General features: G+C 69.4%; 13 protein-coding genes. All 13 read right to left on the reverse strand.

The window, feature by feature from the left end; genetic code table 11:
- Window positions 1–87 precede the first annotated feature (87 nt).
- The 13 genes from ABZS64_RS14775 to ABZS64_RS14835 all read right to left on the reverse strand — a co-directional run bounded on the left by ABZS64_RS14775 (window position 88) and on the right by ABZS64_RS14835 (window position 19,132).
- Window positions 88–1,521: a PP2C family serine/threonine-protein phosphatase gene (locus ABZS64_RS14775; RefSeq protein WP_355828321.1), complete on the reverse strand. Its 1,434-nt coding sequence runs from the start codon at window positions 1,519–1,521 to the stop codon at window positions 88–90.
- The gene (locus tag ABZS64_RS14780; protein WP_355828324.1) at window positions 1,522–4,353 is read right to left on the reverse strand and encodes a tetratricopeptide repeat protein; all 2,832 of its coding nucleotides are present in this window, start codon (window positions 4,351–4,353) and stop codon (window positions 1,522–1,524) included. It abuts the gene before it with no gap.
- Window positions 4,350–5,690, reverse strand: a complete 1,341-nt coding sequence (locus ABZS64_RS14785) for a hypothetical protein (protein ID WP_355828327.1) — start codon at window positions 5,688–5,690, stop codon at window positions 4,350–4,352. Before ABZS64_RS14785 ends, ABZS64_RS14780 begins: the two co-directional genes overlap by 4 nt.
- Window positions 5,691–5,739: 49 nt before the next feature.
- Window positions 5,740–6,744, reverse strand: a complete 1,005-nt coding sequence (locus ABZS64_RS14790; protein WP_355828330.1) for a glutamate ABC transporter substrate-binding protein — start codon at window positions 6,742–6,744, stop codon at window positions 5,740–5,742.
- 11 nt (window positions 6,745–6,755) lie between these two features.
- Window positions 6,756–8,045, reverse strand: a complete 1,290-nt coding sequence (locus ABZS64_RS14795) for a hypothetical protein (protein ID WP_355828374.1) — start codon at window positions 8,043–8,045, stop codon at window positions 6,756–6,758.
- 404 nt (window positions 8,046–8,449) lie between these two features.
- Window positions 8,450–9,436 (reverse strand): BadF/BadG/BcrA/BcrD ATPase family protein, encoded by a 987-nt coding sequence (locus tag ABZS64_RS14800; protein ID WP_355828333.1) that lies wholly within the window; start codon window positions 9,434–9,436, stop codon window positions 8,450–8,452.
- A complete protein-coding gene (locus ABZS64_RS14805; RefSeq protein ID WP_355828336.1) occupies window positions 9,427–10,692 on the reverse strand; it encodes a 6-phospho-beta-glucosidase in 1,266 nt (421 codons plus the stop codon). The genes ABZS64_RS14800 and ABZS64_RS14805 overlap by 10 nt, the downstream gene beginning before the upstream one ends.
- A 6-nt stretch (window positions 10,693–10,698) precedes the next feature.
- Window positions 10,699–11,592, reverse strand: coding sequence for a carbohydrate ABC transporter permease (locus ABZS64_RS14810; protein WP_355828339.1), 894 nt, complete (start codon window positions 11,590–11,592; stop codon window positions 10,699–10,701).
- Window positions 11,593–11,596: 4 nt separating this feature from the next.
- Window positions 11,597–12,538 (reverse strand): sugar ABC transporter permease, encoded by a 942-nt coding sequence (locus ABZS64_RS14815; RefSeq protein WP_355828342.1) that lies wholly within the window; start codon window positions 12,536–12,538, stop codon window positions 11,597–11,599.
- Window positions 12,539–12,553: 15 nt separating this feature from the next.
- On the reverse strand, window positions 12,554–13,891 hold the full coding sequence (locus ABZS64_RS14820; RefSeq protein WP_355828345.1) for an ABC transporter substrate-binding protein: 1,338 nt from the start codon (window positions 13,889–13,891) through the stop codon (window positions 12,554–12,556).
- Window positions 13,892–13,954: 63 nt separating this feature from the next.
- Window positions 13,955–15,115, reverse strand: coding sequence for an ROK family transcriptional regulator (locus ABZS64_RS14825; protein ID WP_355828377.1), 1,161 nt, complete (start codon window positions 15,113–15,115; stop codon window positions 13,955–13,957).
- A gap of 344 nt (window positions 15,116–15,459) precedes the next feature.
- Window positions 15,460–17,115, reverse strand: a complete 1,656-nt coding sequence (locus tag ABZS64_RS14830) for a D-glucuronyl C5-epimerase family protein (protein ID WP_355828347.1) — start codon at window positions 17,113–17,115, stop codon at window positions 15,460–15,462.
- A 262-nt stretch (window positions 17,116–17,377) separates the two neighbouring features.
- On the reverse strand, window positions 17,378–19,132 hold the full coding sequence (locus tag ABZS64_RS14835) for a D-glucuronyl C5-epimerase family protein (protein ID WP_355828350.1): 1,755 nt from the start codon (window positions 19,130–19,132) through the stop codon (window positions 17,378–17,380).
- Window positions 19,133–19,255 lie beyond the last annotated feature (123 nt).

The following is a 19,255-nucleotide window of genomic DNA, read 5'->3' on the forward strand; positions in this document are numbered from 1 at the left end:
GTCTTTGGTCACTCGGTGACGTGGTCAGCGAGAAACGGCACGAAGGTCGGCAAGGGGTAGCTCGGCGGACAAGCGGACAAAGGGGGCTCAAGCCTTGTTGTAGGCCGATCCTGCCCCTTGCTGCGGCACGGCGAACGGCAGGACGGCCACTGTTACGTTGTCGTGGCCCCCGCCGTCGAGGGCATGACCGACCAGAACCTGCGCACTGTGCAGCGGCCTGCCCGCGGCATCAGCAGGGATCGCCCTGGCGATGTCCTCGGCGCCCTCCGCGTAGTTCCACAGGCCGTCCGTGCAGACCACGACCACACCGGAACGGTCCGGCTTGAAGGACGCGGTGTGCGGCTCCAGTTCATACGCATCGGCTCCCAGCCAGCCCGTGATGGCGTGGGCGCGCTCGTCGGCGTACGCCTCGGCCTCGCTCATCAGGCCCGCCGCCACCATCTGAGCGGCCCAGGAGTCGTCCTCGGTGAGCCGGGCCGGCGGGCCGCTGCGGTCGTCGGGCACCCAGTACGCCCGGCTGTCGCCGACCCAGCCGACGACCAGCAGACCGCCTGCCGCGACCGCGCCGACGATCGTGCACGCCGGCGCGTTCTGACGGCGGTGCGGGTCGTGCTCCATCGCCTCGCCCTGACCCGGGTCGGCGGCAAGGGAGTTGACCGCGTCCGCGGCCGCGACGATCGCCTCGTGCATGGCCTGCTGGGGGTGCGTGCCGCGCGGCAGGGTCTCGAGCAGCAGCTCGTTGGCGGCGCTCGCGGCGGCCTCGGACGCCTCGTCGGGGCGGGTCGCCGACGACACCCCGTCGCAGACGATCGCGACGACGGCCGGTGAGCCGTCGGGCAACGCCGTGGAGGAGACCGCGAACGAGTCCTCGTTGCGGTGGTGGCGCAGTCCGCGGTCGCTGACCGCGGCGACCGAGCCGAGCTCACGCTCCATGTGGTCGCGCTCGCGGGGCTGGGCGTGGCCGCAGTTCTCGCAGTAGCCGTCGGTGTCGACATGCCCGGCGCGGCAGGCCACGCAGAGCTTGGTGCCCGCCGGGGGAGTGGGGTCGACGGCGCGCGGGTCGGCGGCGACGGCCGGTGCCGCCTCGGGGGCGGGCAGCTCGAAGTCGCCGCCCGGCGAGACACTCGGCGAGACGCTGGGCGAGGTGGCTTGGACGGGGACAGCGGCAGGGGCGGGGACGGCCGGGGCGCCGGGCGACGCGTCCGGCGACGCCTCATGGCCTGCCCGGTGGTCGAACCGTACGGCCGGCGGAGCGGAGAGCCGCCCGCCGCCCGAGTCCCTGCCCCGCAGATCGCCGGGCTGTTGCGTGGGCGCCGAGGTGCCCGAGCTGTCCGTCCCGGTCGACGCCGGCCACTGGACCCCCGTACCGATGGCGATGGTGGGGCGGTCGTCCGGCTGCGCGGGCACGGCCGAGAGGTCGTGTCCGCACGCACCGCAGAAGAGGTCACCCGTCTCCAGCGGCTCCGCGCAACTTGGGCAGGTCGACCCGGCGGCCGGCTGGTGCATCTGCGATGCCATCAATCACACCCACGTCCGGGGGCGGAAGCGGTTCGCCCGCTCCACCAGGTCGATCCGCTCCTCGCCGCGCTGGGCGAGCCGGGCGAGCACCCGGTAGGAGCGTTCCAGTCCGAAGCGCAGGCCGCGCTCGTCCAGTTCGCTGCCGAGCAGCACGGTCGGCGTGCTGTGCGCCGGTGCGTGCAGTGCATGCGGTGCTTGCGGTGCGTTCTGTACGGACGGTGGGGCTCCGGGACTACCGGAGAGTACCCAGTCGAGAGCCGTACCGAGTACTTCTGTCGACAACTGTTCGCGGCGTACCGCATCCAGACCGAAGTCCTTCAGGGCGTCCACCTGCGCCGCGGCCGCCGACAGGTCGTCGATGAGCGGGTCGTGCACGGCGCGTCGCCGCAGCCTCGCCCGTACGGCGGCCACGCGAGCCGCGGTGTAGTGGATCGACGCCTCCGGCACCGACTCCAGAGTGCGTACGGCTCCGGCCCGGTCGCCCGCCGCGAGCTGCACCCGCGCCAGGCCGAAGGCGGCGCTGACATAGCTCGGGTCGGTCGTCCAGACCAGGCGGTAGTACTCCGCGGCGTTGTCGAGCTGGCCGAGCACCTCGGCGCAGACGCCCAGCGCCAGCTTGGGCGCGGGCTCGCCGGGGAACGCGTCGTAGATCGCGTCGAAGGAGAGCGCCGCGACCTCGTTCTCCCCAGTCACCAGAGAGGTGAGGCCGCGGTACCAGACGACCCGCCAGTCGTCGGGGTGCTGGCTCTCCAGGGTCGCGAGCGCCCTGGTCGCTGAGTCGAGTTCGCGCATCTCCAGGCGGGCGCGCAGCTCTCGCAGCCGGGTCTCCGGGGAGGCCGCGGCCGCGGAGTGGAGCGCGGCGATCAGCTCGGCGGGCGCGGAGGCCATCAGACCGGCCAGGAAACCGGCGTTGGGGTCGTTCGGATCGACCCGCGGCACGGGCAGGGCGAGCGAGGTCGCGCGGGTGTCGAGCGCGGCGAGGTGCGGCGCGAGGGCGTGTGTACCGGCGGCTCCGCCGCCCGCGTACCCGGCGCCCGGTGCGGGCACCGCGCCCGCGTTCCCGGCTCCGCCGGTCCCATACCCGGCGCCTCCGGCGCCCAGTTGGGCCGGACCCCCGCCCACACGCGCACCGGGCACCAGAGCGCCGCCCGCGTTCCCGGCTCCGCCGTGCCCGTATCCGGCACCTCCGGCGCCCAGGGGATGGGCCACCGGACCCGAGCCGTTCGCCACCGGCCCGCCCAGGGCGGCCGAACCGGTACCCACCGAACCGGTACCCACCGAACCGGTGCCCACCGAGCCGTTCGCCACGACCACCGGCCGCCTGCCACGTCCCCGTCCCGCGGCCGCCGCCGTACGCCCGCCCAGCTGCGACACGTCCCCGGTCAGCTCTGCGAACAACTGCGTGTCCGTGACCCGCAGTTCAGGACCGAACAGAGTCGACAGCGAAGGCCTCGGGCGGCCCGTCTGGATCGCGACGACCTCCCTCAGCACCCCCGTCAGCTGCTCCGCCATCTCCTGTGCCGAGGCGAACCGGCGCGCCGGGTCCGGGTCCGTCGCCCGCACCAGCAGCCGGTAGAAGGACTCGTAGGTCTGGAAGACCTTGATGTTCTCCGGGTCCGGCAGGGAGTCCACGAACACATTCGTGTAGCCCTGGAAGTCGAAGGTCAGCACGGCCAGCGTGCGCGCGACGGTGTACAGGTCGGACGCGACCGAAGGGCCGACCTCGGCGACCTCCGGGGCCTGGTAGCCGACCGTGCCGTAGATCGCGGACTCGTCGTCGTCCATCCTGCGGACCGCGCCCATGTCGATGAGCTTGAGCTGGTCCTGCTGCTGGATGGCGTTGTCGACCTTGAAGTCGCAGTACAGCAGGTTCCGGCTGTGCAGATGACCGAGCGCCTCCAGCGCCTCGATGCCGTACGCGCACGCCTGCTCGACGGGCAGCGGGTCCCGCTTGCCGCCCGTGTCGCGCCGCTCGTTGGCGATCTCCTTCAGCGACTTGCCGCCGACGTACTCCATGACGATGTAGCCGTCGAGGGAGCCGGTGCGCTGGTCGAGATGTTCCACGAAATTGTAGATGCGGACGATGTTGGAGTGCTCGATCTCCGCGAGGAAGCGGCGCTCCGAGATGGCCGCGGCCATGGCGTCCTGGTCGCCCGTGTCAAGGAGGCCCTTGAGGACCACCCACCGGTCGGAGACCGCGCGGTCGACGGCCAGATAGACCCAACCCAGGCCGCCGTGGGCAAGGCAGCCCACCACTTCGTACTGCCCGTGCACGATGTCGCCATCGGCGAGCTTGGGCACGAACGAATACGGGTGGCCGCACTTGGTGCAGAAACCCTCCGTACGCCCGGGACGCTCCCCGCGCGAACGGCCCACCGGCGCCCCGCAGTCGGAGCGCGAGCAGAACCGCTTGCGCTCGGGGACCTCAGGGTTCTCCATCACCGCCGTACGCGGCTCCGGGCGCGGCACGTCCGGCACCGAGACCAGGCCCGCGCCAAGACGGTTGCGGCCCGACGCGCCCGTGGAGGTGCCGGAGCTGCGCACCGAGACAGAGCGCGACGAGGTGCTGCTCCCGGTCAGCGAGCGCGAAAGCCGCCCGGAGACGGAACGCCGCGAGGTCGACGAGCGCGCGGAGGCCCGCGAGGAGCGTGAACTGCTGCGCGCGGAGCCGGAGTCCCGGCCGCCGCCGGTGATGCCGGTGGGCTGCGAGGACACCATGCCGTTCGACGAGACGACGGGCGCGAGCCCGCAGGTGTCGCAGTACAGTTCACCGCCTCCCATGTCCTCGTAACTGCCCTCGCAGCCGGGGCGCTGGCACTTCTTGTTCTCGCTCATGAGTCCCCCCTGCGGTCCTCGGGCCCGGCCGGTCCTGCCTGGCGCGGGACCAGTACTTCGGCGGCGGCCTGCTGATAGCGCAGCACCGCCTGTTCGGCGACGCGCAGATCGCACGGCGCGCTCCACAGCATCCGGCGGGCCGCGTCGTACCGCTCGATCAGCAGCGGGTCCTCCGCCATGCCGTGCCGGGCCACCTTCGCCTTGTACGCGTCCAGGCGGCCGCGCAGCTCCGCGCGGACCGCGAGCGGCGCGGTCACGGCCGTCAACGACTCACGGGCACGCAGCAGTTCGTCCTCCGCCTCGCGCTCCAGGGTTTCGAGCAGCGGCGAGAGCCGGTGCCACTGGGAGTGCCTGCGGTATTCGGCGGCGGTGGCGAGCCGCTCCTGGAGCGCGGTCGACGGGCCGCTGACCGCGGGCACCTCGGATGCCGCGATCTTCGCCAGCACCTCGCCGCGCGCGGACCTGGCCTCGGTCAGCGTCCGGTCGGCGCGCGAGAGTACGTCGCGCAGCCGGAGCAGCCGCTCCTCGGAGTCCTGCCGGACCTGGAGCACCGCCTCGATCTCGCGGCGGATGTCCTCAAGGGCTCTCGCCGCCCGGTCGTAGCGGTCGGTGTCGGGCCGTCCGCCGCCCGGGGCCGAACTGCCGGGCGCGGGCCGCCAGAAGGCGAGCGGGTCGGAGATCACCTGGGCGCGCAGCGTGGTCAGTTCATGGGTGATCGACTCCAGCTCGTCCCCCGCCGGGTGCTCTCCGGGACGTACGCCGACGGAGTGTGCGAGTGAGCGGGTGCGCTGCAGTTCGGCGGAGAGCAGATCGATCCGGGCGGGCAGCGCGGACCACACCGAGTCGGCCGTGACCACCATGTCCAGCGAGCTCGCATACAGATCGTTCATCCGGGCGACCAGCTCTTCGAGCGTGAACTGCTCGGAGAGCTTGGCGGGTCCGGTGATGGACGGCGCGGTGTGGGCGGCAGTGCTGGCGACCGTGACGCTGCGGCCGCGAAGCCTGTCGGTCAGCTCCATCAGGTCCTCACGGCTGGGCCAGCGCCTGCGGGCGCGCAGCTCACGGGTGTCGTTCAGAGCGGCGCTGTACGCGTCGAAGTACCCCCAGAGCAGCGTGATCGCCTGCTCGGCGGAGGCCCAGCGGTCCTTGGTGACGCCGGTCAGCTCGGCGCCTTCGAGGAGCCGGCGGCCCGCATGGTCCTGAAGGGCGAGGAGCGACGTCTCGATCGCTTCGTGCTCGGCGCCGAGGCGCGCCAGCGCACGGTCCACCTCGTCCCGGTCCATCACCGGTCCTGGGGGTCCCCCCGCGAAGCTGGGGGAGGGTCCCGCCGCGCCCATCGATCACCTCTCCGCTCTTCCTTGCAGGACTAGGGCCTGTCGTTCTTGTTCAGCCGGTGCGGTACTTCGGCGCGGGCGGCCCGGTTATCCCGGGCAGGTCCGCCACCAGCCATTTGTTGTACGCCTCCGTCCAGGGGCCCTTGCGGTAGTCGTCGAGCACGCTGTTGACGCGGCGTACCAGATCGTCGTTGCCGAGCTTGGTGGCGACGCCGTAGAACTCGGTCGTGAAGGGCTTGCCGCCCTTCAGCTCGACCGCGGGGTCCTGGGCGGCCTGGCCCGCCGCGAGGGCGGCGTCCGTGACGACGGCGTCGACGAGGCCCATTTGGAGCCGCACCAGGCAGTCGAGCTGGTTGGGCACGGTGAGCTGGTCCTCGTCCGATGCCTGCCCGTCGTGCGTGTCCTTGAACGTCGCCCCGAATGAGTTCTTCTCCAGGGCCTCGTACGCCGTGGAGCCCTCGGCCGAGCACACCTTCTTGCCGGACAGGGACTTGTCGTAACCCGTGATGGACGACCCCTTGGGGGCGAGCACCTGCTGGCCGGTCTGGAAGTACGCCGTGGAGAACGCGACCTGCTTGATCCGGGCGCAGTTGATCGTCATCGTACGGACGACGATGTCCACCGTGCCGTTGTTCAGCGCGGGAATGCGCTGGTTGGTCGGTATGGCGCGGAAGATGATGGCGTCGGGCCTGCCGAGGATGTCCGTGGCGATGGCCCGGGCGAGATCGATGTCGAAGCCTTCGAGGCCGCCACTGGCGGGATTGCGGTAGCCCCAGCGGTAGCTGTTCTGGTCGACGCCGACGATCAGCTTGCCGCGCTTCACAATCGCGTTGATGGCCGGTCCGCCGGCCGTCGACGACGGCAGCGAGGCCTCGGGGGTGGAGCAGTCGGCCTTGGCGGGCACGATGGAGGCCACACCCTGCGTGGCAGGGCCCGCCTCGCGCACGTCCGTGCCCCGGGAGAGCGGCAGCAGTGTGACGGCGGCGGTCAGGGCACATGCGGCGGCCATCCCCGCGACGCCCTCCCAGCCGCGGATCCTGCTCCTCGCGTCCTTCATCGCGCCCCCTCTCACCGGTACTCCGAAAGCCTGCGGTTGATGCCGACCACGGCTCCGGCCGCGCCGAGAACGGCCAGCGCGGCGGCGCCGATCGGCAGCCCGTCCAGCGCGCCGCGCCCGGACTTCGCGGACGCCGTGAACTCCCGCTGCTCATGGTCGATCGCCCGGCGCAGGGCCGCGTCCACCGTGTCGAACGACTGGCCCGTCGAGACCTTCGGGCCGATGATCTGCTGCAGCGCGCTGTCGTAGTCACCGCCGTTGTCGGTGTCACGCGCCTTCTTGTGGCGGGTGCGCCACTCGGTGACGGCACTGGTGGCGTCCGCGACGGGATCGCGGCCGTCGGAGTCGTCGGCCAGGTCCTTGGCCCACTTCAGCGTGACACCGACGGCGTTCATGCGGTTCGTGTAATTGAATTCGTACTGGTCGTTCTTGCCGTCCGGGGTGAGGACCGCGCCTCGGGATACGACTGCCAGATTCTCGTTCGCGCGGGCCTGCAGCGCCTGTACCCGGGAGCTGTTGAGAGCCTTCAGGGACTCCTCGCCGCGCTCCATGGCGTCGTTGAGTTCGGCGCGGGCCACCGAGTGTCCCACGATCAGCCAGAGGATGACGACCGTCGACGCGGCCGTGGCGGCGAGCAGCCCGTGGTTGAACATCCGGTTCGTACGCCGGTAGTTGCGCCGCTGCGCCCACACGAGCGCGCCGAGCGCCACCACGCCCAGACCGAGCGAGACGAACGGCCAGCCGCGTGCCTGGTCGTTGTCCTCGGCCAGCCGCTTCGTCTCCGCCTTGTAGAGCTTGTCGGCCGCGGGCAGCAGCTCGTTCGACATTTTCAGGTTGGCGTAGCGCAGATAGGCGCCGCCGAGCGGCAGGCCCTGCCGGTTGTTGGCGCGGGCGCGCTCGATCAGGCCCGTGTAGCGGGGCAGCTGCTCGTTCAGCGTGGCGATCTGGCGACCCGACTCGGTCGAACTGTCGGTGTTCGCCGCGGCGTTGACCAGCAGCCGCGACGCGGCCGTGATGTCCTTTTCGTACCGCTCATGGATCGCGCGCGGCTCTTCGGCGCCCGCGAGGAAGCCATTGGCGGCCGCGGCGTCCGCGTCGGCCAGCGAGCGGTGGATGGACGCGGCGTCCGCGCTCAGCGGCTGACTGCGGCTCACCACATCGTCGGCGGCGGCGGCGCGGTCGGCGATCTCGAACGCGGTCACCACGCCGAACGCCACCACCAGCGCGGCCAGTACGGCCCCGATGATCTGCAGCCGCCCGGGCTCGGTCGTCGCCGCCGCGCGCAGCCGTTCCTTGCCCACGGCCCAGGCGCCGCGGTGCGCGGGCGGCTGGACGGATGGCTGGACGGATGGCTGGACCGGCGGCTGTGCGGGCGCATGCGCCGGAGCCGACTGGGGCGCGGTGCGCACATTCGGCGGGTATGTCACGTGACCTCCCCCTCGGTCCCTGACGTCGGCCCGCCCCCCGGCGGGTCGGGAGACTGCTCCCGGCCAGCAGTATGGCCGCAGTGACCGACATTCACAGCAGGATTGACTGGATCTTGTTCCTATCGCAGCAATCCACGATCCTGCCAGACCGATCTCCCCACCATGAATACGCCCCCGGGCCTTGATCGGTTCCCGTCGCACGGGGTGGACGGGGGTGCCGGACGGGCTTGATCTCAAGTCCGTCCGGCACCGAGGGCCGTCCGGCGCCCGTCACCGCGCTATGCGTAGTACGCGCGCAGCCGGGCGCGGGCCTCCGGCGGCGCCCCCACATGGTCGAGCCCCAGCAGGGCAGCGCCCAGCACCGGCGGTGCCGTCACGACGTCGATGACCGCCTTCGGCGCCTTGGCCGCCAGCAATGTGCCGATGTGCTCGTCCAGTTCGGGGTGCCGGGCCGCCAGCACACTGCCGCCCAGCAGTACCGGCACCTCCTCGTCCAGCAGATCGAGCCGGGCCAGCGCCACCGTGGACAGCGCGACGACCTCCTCCGCCAGCCGGTGCACCAGCGAGCGCGCCACCGGGTCGCCCTCCGCGCTGGTGTTGAAGAGGACGGGCGTCAGCTCGTGTTTGCGTCCCGAGGGGATGTGCTCCAGGTGCAGTGCCTCTATCAACGCGTACATCGAGTCGAGGCCGAAGTGCGCGGGCAGCGTACGGGCCAGGGCCGTCGGCTCGCCGCGCCCGTCCTCCGCCCGGGCCGCGAACCACAGCGCCTCCTCCGCGAGGCCCGCGCCGCCTCCCCAGTCCCCGGAGATCTTGCCGATCGCCGGGAAGCGGGCGGTGCGGCCGTCCGGCAGCATGCCGACGCAGTTGATGCCCGCGCCGCACACCACCGCGACACCGCGCGGCTCGTCGACACCGGCGCGCAGGATCGCGAAGGTGTCGTTGCGGACCTCGGTCGTACGTCCCCAGCCGCGCCGCTGCACGGCATCCGCCAACTCCCGTTCCTCCACCGGCAGATCGGCGTTGGCCAGGCAGGCCGAGACATGCGCGACGCCCGTCACCCCCGCTTCGGCCAGCGCCCGGCCGACCGGCTCGGCGAGGGCGTCGATCGCCGCCTCGACGCCCACCCGGGGCGGCTGGAAGCCGCCGCCGCGCGCGGCGGCGAGCACGGCGCCGTCCGCACCGATCACGGCCACGTCGGTCTTGCTGTTGCCCGCGTCGATGGCGAGCACGCTCGCCTCTGCCGGGCGAGGTGCGTTCAGGCCCACGCGAGGTGCTCCTGGTTGTGCGCGATCAGCTTGTCGGTGAGCGCGTCGGCGTACTCGTACTGGCCGATCAGGGGATGGGAGAGCAGCGCCTTGAAGACACGGTCGCGGCCGCCGCGCAGTGCGGCCTCGAGCGCCAGGTCCTCGTACGCCGTGACATGGGTGATCAGCCCGGCGTACAGCGGGTCGAGCTCGGGCACGGGCAGCGGCGTCGCGCCCTGCGCGCCGATGGCGGCCTGCACCTCGATCACGGCGTCGTCCGGGAGGAACGGCAGAGTGCCGTTGTTGACGGTGTTCACCACCTGGTACGGGTTGCCGCCCCCGCCCAGGAGGGAGGCCGCGAGGTCCACGGCCGCCTCCGAGTAGAAGGCGCCGCCGCGCTTGGCGAGCAGCTCGGGCTTGGTGTCGAGCGCGGGGTCGCCGTACATCGTGAGCAGCTGCTTCTCCATCTCCGCGACCTCGGCGGCCCGCGAAGGCTTGGTCTTCAGCTCCCGTACGACCTCGTCGTGCGCGTAGAAGTAGCGCAGGTAGTACGAGGGGACGACTCCGAGCCGGTCGAGCACCGCCCGCGGCAGACGCAGATCGCCGGCGATCGCGTCACTGTGCTTGGCCAGCAGCTTCGGAAGTACGTCCTCACCCTCCGGGCCGCCGAGCCGCACACCCGTCTCCCACGTCAGGTGGTTGAGGCCCACATGGTTCAAGTGAACATCGGCGGGGGTGACTTCGAGGAGGGCCGCGAACTTGCGCTGGAAGCCGATGGCGACATTGCACAGGCCGACGGCCTTGTGACCGGCCTGCAGCAGCGCCCTGGTCACGATGCCCACCGGGTTGGTGAAGTCGATGATCCAGGCGTTGGGGTTGGCACGCCGCACCCGCTCGGCGATGTCGAGAACAACCGGGACCGTGCGCAGCGCCTTCGCGAGGCCGCCCGCGCCCGTCGTCTCCTGGCCGATGCAGCCGCACTCCAGCGGCCAGGTCTCGTCCTGGTTGCGGGCGGCCTGCCCGCCCACGCGCAGCTGGAGCAGTACCGCGTCGGCGTCCGCGACGCCCGCGTCGACGTCGGAGGTGGTGACGATCTTCCCGTCGTGGCCCTGCTTGGCGAAGATCCGCCGCGCCAGGCCACCGACGAGCTCCAGCCGGTCGGCCGCAGGATCGATGAGCACCAGTTCACTGATCGGGAGGGTGTCCCTCAGCCGGGCGAAGCCGTCGATCAACTCAGGGGTATAGGTGGATCCGCCACCCACGACTGCGAGCTTCATGTGTCTCTAGCCCTTCACTCCGGTCAGTGTGACGCCCTCGACGAATGCCTTCTGGGCAAAGAAGAAGACGAGGATCACGGGGGCCATGACCAGGACGGTCGCGGCCATGGTCAGATTCCAGTCGGTGTGGTGCGCGCCCTTGAACGACTCCAGGCCGTAACTCAGCGTCCAGGCCGCCGGGTTCTCCGAGGCGTAGATCTGCGGGCCGAAGTAGTCGTTCCAGGCGTAGAAGAACTGGAAGAGCGCTACGGCGGCGATGCCCGGCTTGGCCATCGGCAGCACCACCTTGAGCAGGGTGCGGAATTCGCTGCAGCCGTCGACCTTCGCCGCGTCCAGATACTCATTGGGGATGGTGAGCAGGAACTGGCGCAACAGGAAGATCGAGAACGCGTCGCCGAACGCCATCGGGATGATCAGCGGCCACAGCGTGCCGGCCAGATCGAGCTGCTTCGCCCAGAACAGGTACATCGGAATGATGACCACCTGGGGCGGCAGCATCATCATCGAGATGACGAGCATCAGCGCGAGCCGCTGACCTCGGAAACGGAACTTGGCGAGGGCGTACGCCACCGGGATCGAGGACACCACCGTGAGGACGGTGCCGAGGCCCGCGTACAGCAGGGTGTTCCGCCACCAGGTCAGAAAGCCCGGAGTGTCCAGCACCCGGCGGTAGTTGTCCCACTCCCAGGTCTTGGGAACGAGATCGCGGGTCAGGGCTTGCTGGTCGCTCATCAGCGAGGTGAGGACGACGAAGACGATCGGCAGCACGAAGAACAGGGCTGCGGCGATGCCGAGCGAGTGCACGGCGATCCAGTGCAGCAGCGTCTTGCGGCGCGCGGTCCGTTCGGCGTCGGCGACTAGGCTTGCCGGTGAGGCGGGCTTGTCGAGGATCTGGGTCATGTGGTCAGTCACCCACCTGGACGAGGCCGCCGCGCCTGCGCATCAGGAACGCGGTGAAGACCATGGAGAGCACGAACAGGACGAGCGCGATGACGGCCGCGGCGCCGTAGTCGAAGCGCTGGAAGCCGAGGTTGTAGACGAGCTGCGGCAGCGTCAGTGTCGACTTCTCGGGGTAGCCGGGCTCGAACTGCTGCCCGCTGCCCCCGATGATGCCGGAGGCGACCTTTCCGGCCACCAGCGGCTGTGTGTAGTACTGCATCGTCTGGATCACACCCGTGACCACTGCGAACATCACGATCGGCGAGATGTTCGGCAGAGTGACGAAGCGGAAGCGCTGCCAGGCCGAGGCCCCGTCCAGCTCCGCCGCCTCGTACTGCTCCTTGGGTACGTCCAGCAGCGCCGCCATGAAGATCACCATCAGGTCGCCGATGCCCCACAGCGCGAGCGCGGTGAGCGCGGGCTTGGACCAGCTGGGGTCGGTGAACCAGCCCGGGGTCGGAAGGCCGATCGCGTCGAGGATCGAATTGACGGGTCCCGTACCGGGGTTGAGAAGGAAGACGAAGGCGAGCGTCGCCGCGACCGGCGGGGCCAGATACGGCAGATAGAACAGGGTCCTGAAAACCCCGGCGCCCGTCTTGATCTTGGTGATGAGCAGTCCGATGCCGAGGCCGAAGACGACCCGGCAGGTGACCATCACCAGCACCAGCCACAGCGTGTTGCGCAGCGCCGGCCAGAACATCGGGTACTCGCTGAAGACGTACGTCCAGTTGTCCAGGCCGTTGAAGACAGGGGGCCTGAAGCCGTCGTACTTCATGAACGAGAAGTACACGGTCGAGATCAGCGGGTACGCGAAGAAGACGCTGAAGCCGATCAGCCAGGGTGACATGAAGGCGGCGGTACGAAGCGCCGAGCGCCGGCGCTTCGACCGCAGAGTGTGCGTAGTCACTGTCTTTCTTCTCTGCTACTTCTGCTTCGCGATGTCGGTGTCGATCTGCTTGGCCGTCTTCTCCAGACCGGCCTTCAGGTCCTGTGCCTTCCCGGACTCGTACTGGTAGCCGAAGTCCTGGAAGGTGATCTGGTACGCGCCGCCGTCGACGTTGGCGGGCGTGGTGTTCGACTTCGGGTGCTGCGCGATGTCGATGAAGGTCTTGAACCCCGGGTCGATCTTCAAGTTCGGCGACTTGAGCGCTTCGATCGTGGAAGGCACGTTGTGGATGCCGTTGGCGAAGGCCACCACCGCCTCGGTGTCCGTGGTCATGTACTTCACCAGCTCCCACGCGGCGTTCTGCTTCTTGCTGGTGGAGGCGATGCCCATGATCGTGCCGGAGAGGTAGCCCTTGCCGTAGTCGGCGACCTGGTCGTCCGCGACGGGCAGCGGCGCGGTGCCGATCTCGAACTTCACCTTGGCGTCCTTGGCCATGCCGAGCCGCCACTCGCCGTCCAGCTGCATGGCGACCTGACCGGTCTGGAAGGGGTGCTTGGCACCCCACTCGTCACCGAAGGTGTTGCGGTACTTCTCCAGCTTGGTGAAGCCGCCCAGCTTCTCGACCAGGCCCTTCTGGAAGGTCAGCACCTTCGAGAACGCCGGGTCCTTGGCGATGTTGGACTTGCCGTCCGCGCCGAAGTACGTGGGGCCCCACTGCGAGGCATAGTGCATCGGGGTCGTCTCGTAGCCGTGGTAGTTCGGCATGAAGCCGAGCTGCTCGTAGCTGTCGCCCTTGGTCTTGGTCAGCTTCTCGGCGACCTTCGCGAACTCGCTCCAGGTCTTGGGCGGGGCGGTGATCCCGGCGGCCTTGAACGCGTCCTTGTTGTAGTAGAGGCCGTACGCGTCATTGAGCAGTGGCAGCGAGCACTGGTTGCCCCCGTACTGGGTGTAGTCGAGGAGCGTCTTGTGGAAGACCTTGGACGCGTCGATCTTCGACTTCTCGAGGAAGGGCTTGAGGTCGACGAAGGCACCAGAGGTACAGAACTTGCCCACGCTGTCGGTGGTGAACGAGCTGACGACGTCGGGCGCGTTCGAACCACCGGCCCGCAGCGCCTGGTTGATCTTGTCGTCGGTCATATTGCCGACGATCTTGACCTTGATGTTGCTGTGTGTCTTCTCGAAGCGGGCGACGTTCTCCTGGATCGCCTTGACCTCGCTCGGAGCGCTCCAGCCATGCCAGAAGGTGATGGTCGTCTTCGCGTTCGGATCGTCGTTGGCCGCGCTGTCGCTCGAGCCCGTACAAGCCGAGGCGAACAGGGATATCGCGGCGGTCGCGGCGAGCGCGGCGGCCGTCTTCCGGGTGCGTGTGGACATGGCGGAGTCTCCCTGTGGCGGTCGGGGGTAGCTGCGGGCTGTTTCGGGCTTCCAGCGGGGGTGTCAGCGAGCGGTGTCGAAGATTTCGTCGCGCGTGGTGGCCAGGGCGCTCTCCAGCGCCCCACGCAGGACCGGGTGTTCTTGTACGGAGCCGAGTACGAGACGGGGCCGGGGGGCGGCCAGTTCGGTGAGTTCCGCCTGCACGCGTTCGCGCAGCGGCTCCCCGCCGGCGGCGATCACATCGCCGGAGAGGACGACGAGTTCGGGGTCGAGCACGGCGACCATGGAGGCCAGACCGGTCGCGAGCCCGGTCGCGTAGGCGTCGAGCAGCTTGCGGTACGGCCCCGAGTCGGCCTCGGTCGCCCGGGCGACGAGCCCGGAGGCGACCTCGGCGTGCGGGCCGTGCCCGACGCCGTCGATCCCCAGCTCGCGGGCCAGCCGGGGGATCGCCTGGGCGCCGGCCAGTTCCTGGAAGCCGCCGCTGTTGGCCTTGGTCACCTGCCGCACCAGCGGCGTACCGGGCACCGGCAGAAAGCCGACCTCCCCGGCGCCGCCGGTGAAGCCCCGGTGCAGCCGGCCGCCGATGACGACGGCGGCGCCGAGGCCCTCCTGGTTCCACAGCAGCACGAAGTTCTCGTGCCCGTGCGCGGCGCCCAGCCGCTGCTCGGCGACCGCGACCAGGTTGACGTCGTTCTCGTACTCGACGGGCATCGGCAGCACGGCGGCCAGCTCGTCGAGAAGGGTGGGGGAGTGCCAGCCGGGCAGATGGGACGCGTACCGGAGCCGGCCGGTGGACGGATCGAACGCACCGGGCGTACCGATGACGAGTCGGTGCACATCGGACCGGGTGACCCCGGCGGCCTTCACGGCCCCGTCGAGCGCCTCGGCGACCTGCCGCACGACACTCTCGGCACGCCGCCCAGGGGTCGGCAGCTCGAACTCCCCGACGGTGGCCCCGGTGATGTCGGCGACGGCGGCGTGAATGCGCTGCGGCGTCACATCGAGCCCGGCGGCGAAGGCGGCGCGCGCATTGACGGCGTACAACTGCGCATTGGGCCCGGGCCGCCCTTCGGTGGTCCCGGTCGCGACGACGAGCCCGGCGGATTCCAGCCGCGCGAGCAGCTGCGAGGCGGTGGGCTTGGAGAGACCGGTCAGCTTCCCTATCTTGGTGCGTGACAGGGGCCCGTGCTCCAGCAGCAGATCGAGCGCGGCCCGGTCGTTCATGGCGCGCAGTACGCGCGGTGTACCGGGTGTGGTTCCGGGTGTGGTTCCGGGTGTGGTTCCGGCCACGACGGATGCACCTGCCCTTCGGCTGCCGAGGTCCTCAGCTGGACTGTTAGGAAAGTTTCCTATTCAGTTGGGAGGAAGGTAAGCCGCATGTCAGGCAGGAGTCAATGGTCAGCGCCGTCTAGGCAACCAAAGCGTTACCTCGACGGGTCGCGGGGCCAGGTACCGGAACCGGGGCCAGGTACCGGAACCAGGGTCACCGACGGGGACGCGGGAACGGGCGGGACGTGGGAAAGGGCCCCTGCTGGATGGCAGGGGCCCTGTGGCCTTGCTGAGCCGCGTCAGCGGCCGTCGGTGAGCACCTGCGCGGTGGGTGCCCAGTAGCCGGTGAGCCCGCCCGCGGTGATCCGGACCATGGGCCGGCCGTTCACGATCGCCCTGCGGTCGAAGGGCGCGTTGGACGCACTGGCGAACTTCACCGTCTTGGTGGAGCCGGTGACCCCGTCGGAACCGAACTTGACGCAGGTGACTGCCACATTCGCGGGGAAGGTCGCGGTGCGCTGCGGGAGGTAGGTGGTGGAGACGTACTCACCGCGCAGGAAGACCTTCGGGTAGGCCTCGCCGACCCACCAGCCCGCGTACGCGCCTGCGTTGATCCGGTAGTAGATGCCACGGCCCATGATGCGGCGGCGCACATTGACCGGTGCCTGGGTGGCCTTGGCGAAGGTCACCTTCTTCACGGCCAGCTGCTTGTCGCCCTTCGAGGAGGACCACCCGTAGTCGTCAGCCGCGCCGAGGGTGTCGAGCTTGTAGAGCGTGTGCGTGCCGGCGGCGAAGGCCGCGGCGGACCCGGCGCGCAGGATGTACGCCGGGAAGTCGTCGATCAGCAGGTCGTGCCGGTTGGCGATGGTGGGGCTTCCGGTCTGCCAGTGCAGCTGGCGGAGCAGATTGATGTGGTGCTGGTGGTACGTCGGCGCCTGTATCCGGTGGGTGTCGCAGTAGAACGAGTACCAGCGGGCGTTGCGCAGCCGGGGGAAGTGGTCGCGGATCGTGGTCAGCGAGCCGTCGTACAGCTGCTCGGCCAGCGGATTGCCGGTCGCCTGGAAGTAGTCCCAGAGCCCGAACATGGCGAAGACCATGCCGTTGTAGGTGTAGTCCGAGATGCCGGGGGCGTCGATCGGATACTCCTGGATCCACAGGTATCCGCTGCTGTCCTTGTTCACCGCCCACGGCTTCGCGTCGTCGGCGCGCAGCATCGAGGCGAAGGCGCCGTCGGCGGCCGCCTTGTAGAGCGTGCGCTCCTCCTCGGTGATCCCGTCGAGCTGGGAGAGCTGGGTGAAGAGGCTGATCGCCTCGCCCTGCGCCATGCCGGAGTACCAGGGAGCCTTGTACGCGATACCGCTGTGCGCGGCGTGCGAGAAGTTGAAGGGGTACGGGAAGTACCAGGCACCCCGGGACTCCACGCGCTTGTCGATCAGCCGCTGAGCCTGCGCCTTGGCACGCTTGAGGAAGAGCGCCTTGCGGGCGGGGTCCTTCTCGGTGCGGTAGCTGGTTATGCAGCCCAGACCGAACTGCATCTGGGTTACGGGCTGGTCGTAACCGGCAGCGGTCTTGTCCGGCCGGTACTGGACGACGCCCTGGGCGTCGAGGTAGACGTGCTCGCTGTTGGGCGTGACATTGGCCCACGTCGTCGGCCGGTCCCGCCACGGGCGCAGAGCCTCGGGCAGATCGGCCACGCACTTGTAGCCGGACGACTTGAACTCGAACGGCAGGGCGGTCGGTACGGAGTCCTCGACGGCCTGCGGGTTCACCGGCTTGTCGGCGTACGGGATCGAGCGGGTACCCGGCTTGGAGATGGTGCCCTCGGACATCTGATCCGGCAGTGGCGGAAGCGGTGCCTCGGTCCCGCCCGGCGCCGAGGGAAGACTCAGCGCGAGCGACCTCGGCATCCCGGCGTAGGGATCGGGCGTGGGGGTGTCGAACACCCCGGTGGCCATGGCGGTGAATGTCCCCCCACCCGCCACGGCAGCACCGGCAACGGTGCCTCCGGCCACTCGGATAAAGCGTCTTCGGCCGATGTCGGCACGTCTCTTTCCAGCCATGACTGGAGAACCCCCCACGGGTAACACGCGTCAGTAAGTGAAGAGATCTTATGCGACTCGTGTGAAAGCTGTAGCGCCCATGTTCCGATTGGCGCTTACTCGGCGGTCAGCGATCAGCGTCGGCCCTGCGGTGGACCCCTCGGCCAACAGCCAGAGATCACTGTCCATCGACGATGATGTCCGCACAAGGCACCCAATATCCGGTCAGCCCGCCGGCGGTGATCTGGACCATCGGCCGCCCGTTGACAAAGGCCCGTCGGTCGAAAGGAGCGTTCGAGTTGTTGGCGAAGGTGACCGTCGTGCTGGTGCCCACGGAACCATCGCTGCCGAACTTGTAACAGGTGACCGCGACATTTGCCGGGAAGGTCGCGGTCCGGTTGGGGCTGTAGATGGTGGTGCAGTATTCGCCGCGCAGGAAGACCTTCGGGAAGTACTCGCCGACCCACCAGCCCGCGTACGCACCTGCGTTGATCCGGTAGTAGACCCCACGCCCCTTGATGCGGCGGCGCACATTGGCCGGCCCCTGGGTGGCCCTGGTGAACGTCACCTCCTTCACGCCCAGTTGTGTGTCGTCCTTGGCAGCTGACCAGCCGTAGTTCTGAGTCTCGCCGAGGGTGTCGAACTGGTAGAGCGTGTGCGTGCCCTCGGCAAAAGCGATCACGAGCGATGCTGGGACGGGCGGTGGGAAGTCGTCAAGAAGGATGTCGTGCCGGTTGGCGATGGTGGGGCTTCCGGTCTGCCAGTGCAACTGCCGAAGCAGGTTGATGTGGTGCTGGTGGTAAGTGGGTGCGGGTATTCGGTGGGTGTCGCGGTAGAACGAGTACCAGCGAGTGTTGCGCAGCCTGGGGAAGTGGTCGCGGATCGTGGTGAGCGAGCCGTCGTACAGCTGCTCGGCCAGCGGATTGCCGGTCGCCTGGAAGTAGTCCCATAGGCCGAACATGGCGAAGACCATGCCGTTGTAGGTGTAGTCCGAGGTGCCGGGGGCGTCGATCGGATACTCCTGGATCCACAGGTATCCGTCGCTGTCCTTGTTCACTGCCCATGGCGTCCCGTCGTCGGCGCGCAGGAGCGAGGCGAAGGCACCGTCGGCGGCGGCCTTGTAGAGCGTGTGCTCCTCCTCGGTGATCCCGTCGAGCTGGGAGAGCTGAGTGAAGAGGCTGATCGCCTCGCCCTGCGCCATGCCGGAGTACCAGGGGGCCGTGTAGACGATGCCGCTGTGGGCGTCGTGCGTGAAGTTGAAGGGGTATGGGAAGTACCAGGCGCCCCGGGACTCCACGCGGGTGTCGATCAAGCGCTGAGCCTGCGCCTTGGCACGATCGAGGAAGAGCGCCTTGCGGGCGGGATCCGTCTCGGTGCGGTAGCTGGTGATGCAGCCGAGCCCGAACTGGCACTGCGTCACCGGTTGGTTGTACCCGGCTTCGGTCCTGCTCGGCCGGTACATGATGACGCCTTGTGCGTCGAGGTAGGTGTGTTCTGTGTCCGGCGTGACGTTGACCCAGGTCGTGGCCCGGTCTCGCCATGGCCGCATGGCCTCCGGCAGATCGGTGGCCATCGTGAATTGAGACGTCTTGAACTCGAACGGCAGGGTTGTCGGTACGGAGTCCTCGACGGCCTTCGGGTTCACCGGCTCATCGGCGTACGGAATCTGCATCCGGGCGCTCGGTGGACTGATCGTGCCCTCGGCAAGCTGATCCGGCAGCGGCGGCACCGGCACGTCTGTGCCGCCCGTGGGCAGGCTGAGGACAAGCGAGTGTGGCATGCCCGGGTATGGGCCGGGCCCGGCCGGGGCGAGCGTTTCGACGGCCATTGCGGGGATGGCCCCTCCACCCGCCACGGCAGCACCGGCGATCGTGCCTCCGGCCACACGTATGAACCGCCTGCGGCCGATGTCGGCACGTCTCTTTGCAGTCATGACTGAAGAACCCCCACGGGTAGTACAAGACCTTGGCTACGACGGGATCCCCGGAAGGGTCACGAGAATGCGGCAGCCGCGGGACGATTCGGCCACCCCGATACGCCCGCCGTGAAGATCGAC

It is taken from the genome of Streptomyces sp. NPDC005408, assembly GCF_040606445.1.
Taxonomy (GTDB): domain Bacteria; phylum Actinomycetota; class Actinomycetes; order Streptomycetales; family Streptomycetaceae; genus Streptomyces.

What these genes read in the sequence shown, in the direction of transcription:
- ABZS64_RS14835 (WP_355828350.1), bottom strand. Translation starts at nt 19,132, where the DNA reads ATGACTGCAAAGAGACGTGCCGACATCGGCCGCAGGCGGTTCATACGT.
- ABZS64_RS14780 (WP_355828324.1), bottom strand. Translation starts at nt 4,353, where the DNA reads ATGAGCGAGAACAAGAAGTGCCAGCGCCCCGGCTGCGAGGGCAGTTAC.
- ABZS64_RS14785 (WP_355828327.1), bottom strand. Translation starts at nt 5,690, where the DNA reads ATGGGCGCGGCGGGACCCTCCCCCAGCTTCGCGGGGGGACCCCCAGGA.
- ABZS64_RS14825 (WP_355828377.1), bottom strand. Translation starts at nt 15,115, where the DNA reads ATGAACGACCGGGCCGCGCTCGATCTGCTGCTGGAGCACGGGCCCCTG.
- ABZS64_RS14830 (WP_355828347.1), bottom strand. Translation starts at nt 17,115, where the DNA reads ATGGCCACCGGGGTGTTCGACACCCCCACGCCCGATCCCTACGCCGGG.
- ABZS64_RS14810 (WP_355828339.1), bottom strand. Translation starts at nt 11,592, where the DNA reads ATGACCCAGATCCTCGACAAGCCCGCCTCACCGGCAAGCCTAGTCGCC.
- ABZS64_RS14820 (WP_355828345.1), bottom strand. Translation starts at nt 13,891, where the DNA reads ATGTCCACACGCACCCGGAAGACGGCCGCCGCGCTCGCCGCGACCGCC.
- ABZS64_RS14805 (WP_355828336.1), bottom strand. Translation starts at nt 10,692, where the DNA reads ATGAAGCTCGCAGTCGTGGGTGGCGGATCCACCTATACCCCTGAGTTG.
- ABZS64_RS14790 (WP_355828330.1), bottom strand. Translation starts at nt 6,744, where the DNA reads ATGAAGGACGCGAGGAGCAGGATCCGCGGCTGGGAGGGCGTCGCGGGG.